We start from the raw sequence: 1,668 nt of genomic DNA, 5'->3' as shown, positions 1-1,668 counted from the left end.
GCGTGCATGGCTACCCGTGAACGCGCGCGCGCATGGCCACTGGTCCTCGCGAGAATGGCCTGGCCGGGCGCCCGCATGGCCACTCGGGACGTTTCCGCGGAAACGCGCGGCGGCGGATTGCGGCGAGTTCCCGAAAATCCGGAATGGGAAGATCAGCGAGATCTACGTTACGTTCGATCCGGCGATCTGATCCTAAGTCGCCACGGCCCCGGCCCGGGGGCCACCTTGGGTCGAGCCCCCGTCAAAGGAGAGCCCGATGGCGCCAGAGCGGACCGAACTGCTGCCCGGCGTCCGCGCCATCGAGCACACCGCCGACCTGGGCCTCGACATCGAGGCGCCCACCCTGCCCGAGCTCTTCCACCGCGCCGCGGCGGGCATGTTCATGCTGGTGCTGGGGAGGGAGGAGGCCGGCGAGGCGGAGGCCGATCAGGCGCCGGGCGAGGCGCCCTCCGCCGGCAACGCCGACACCGTCCGCTCGCTCTCCTTGTCCGCCGTCGACCTGCCCGCCCTCCTCGTCGCCTGGCTGCGCGAGCTGCTCTACCTGCACCAGGTCGAGGAGCTCACCTACGCCTCTGCCGATTTCGAGACCCTGGACGAGGCGGGATCGCTGAAGGCGCAGGTGAAGCTCGCCCCGGCATCGCCCGAGACGGTCCGCGAGATCAAGGGCGTCACCTATCACCAGCTCGCGGTCGTCCGGCAGGACGGAGGTTGGCGAGCGCGGGTCGTATTCGACGTGTGAGACGCAGGCTGGCCAACCTGGCCGGAGCGGGAGACTCGCCACCATGTACCGCCGACACACGGGTTGTTGCCGGTCAGTCCATGGAAGGTGGGTCGGTGCTATTGAGACTCAGCCGGTGTCTCGCGGAGAAGGTCCCACAAGCCTCGCGGGGTCAGGATGGGCAGTGGCGGGTCTACCACCCCGGTGAGATCCCGATCGCCGGACACGAGTACGTGCGCTGCTGCGGCGACGGCCTGCTCGAGGATGCGCTTGTCGTCTTCGTCCCGGACCGCAATGTGGAGTTTCGGCGCGTCCGCAATCACTTCGGCTTCGCGCCTGAGGAACTCGTCTACCTCGTCGGCTATTGTGGCCTCGACTCTGAACTTCCGCCGCAAAGCTCGCCGGAGCTCGGAGAGCACCTGTTCGCTGAGAACGAGGTCGTGCTCGGACAGCGCTACTTGAAGGATATCGGCGCAGATGCCCCTGGTCGCCACTGCAGACGCGAGAACTTTGGTGTCGAGGAACACCCTCACGACAGGTCGCGGAAAACGTCCTCGTCGGTTAGGTAACCCTGGGCTTCGGCGAAGGGCATGATCCGGCGGCGTAGATCCTCGAGTTGGGCAATCGCCAACTGGCGCCGGAGCGCCTCGCGCACGAACTCGCTCCGGGTTCGGCCGCTCCTCCGCGCGGCTCGCGCGAGTCGCCGTTCAAGCTCCGCGTCTAGTCGGATGGTGAGAGCCGAAGTCTTCATGTCATACAACGTAATACACCAGAGCCCGTCTACCAAGCGTCAGCAGCTGACGCGGAGTAGGTTTCCGCACGGCAGCCGAGGCGCGCACGGCGCAACGGAGTCTCCACTCACCGCTGAGGGCGGGATCGACGACCACGGAGATCGGCGGGGTGATGGCCAAGGCGAGTTGAGATCTCGCAGAACAGCTAGGTCGGCCGTT

At 67.0% G+C, this 1,668-nt stretch carries 3 protein-coding genes; 1 reads left to right on the top strand and 2 read right to left on the bottom strand.

Features of this window, described 5'->3' with window-relative positions:
• The first annotated feature begins 256 nt into the window (after window positions 1–256).
• Window positions 257–739 (top strand): archease, encoded by a 483-nt coding sequence (locus tag ABFS34_16740; GenBank protein ID MEN8377073.1) that lies wholly within the window; start codon window positions 257–259, stop codon window positions 737–739.
• 98 nt (window positions 740–837) lie between these two features.
• On the opposite strand, the gene ABFS34_16735 is transcribed toward ABFS34_16740, so the two are convergent.
• The gene (locus ABFS34_16735; GenBank protein MEN8377072.1) at window positions 838–1,251 is read right to left on the bottom strand and encodes a putative toxin-antitoxin system toxin component, PIN family; all 414 of its coding nucleotides are present in this window, start codon (window positions 1,249–1,251) and stop codon (window positions 838–840) included.
• Window positions 1,248–1,469, bottom strand: a complete 222-nt coding sequence (locus ABFS34_16730; GenBank protein ID MEN8377071.1) for a ribbon-helix-helix protein, CopG family — start codon at window positions 1,467–1,469, stop codon at window positions 1,248–1,250. Before ABFS34_16730 ends, ABFS34_16735 begins: the two co-directional genes overlap by 4 nt.
• Window positions 1,470–1,668: the final 199 nt, after the last annotated feature.

The sequence above is a fragment of the Gemmatimonadota bacterium genome (assembly GCA_039715185.1).
Taxonomy (GTDB): Bacteria; Gemmatimonadota; Gemmatimonadetes; order Longimicrobiales; family RSA9; genus DATHRK01.
The sequence above is the reverse complement of the archived record's forward strand: the minus strand, read 5'-3'. Positions and strand labels throughout refer to the sequence as shown.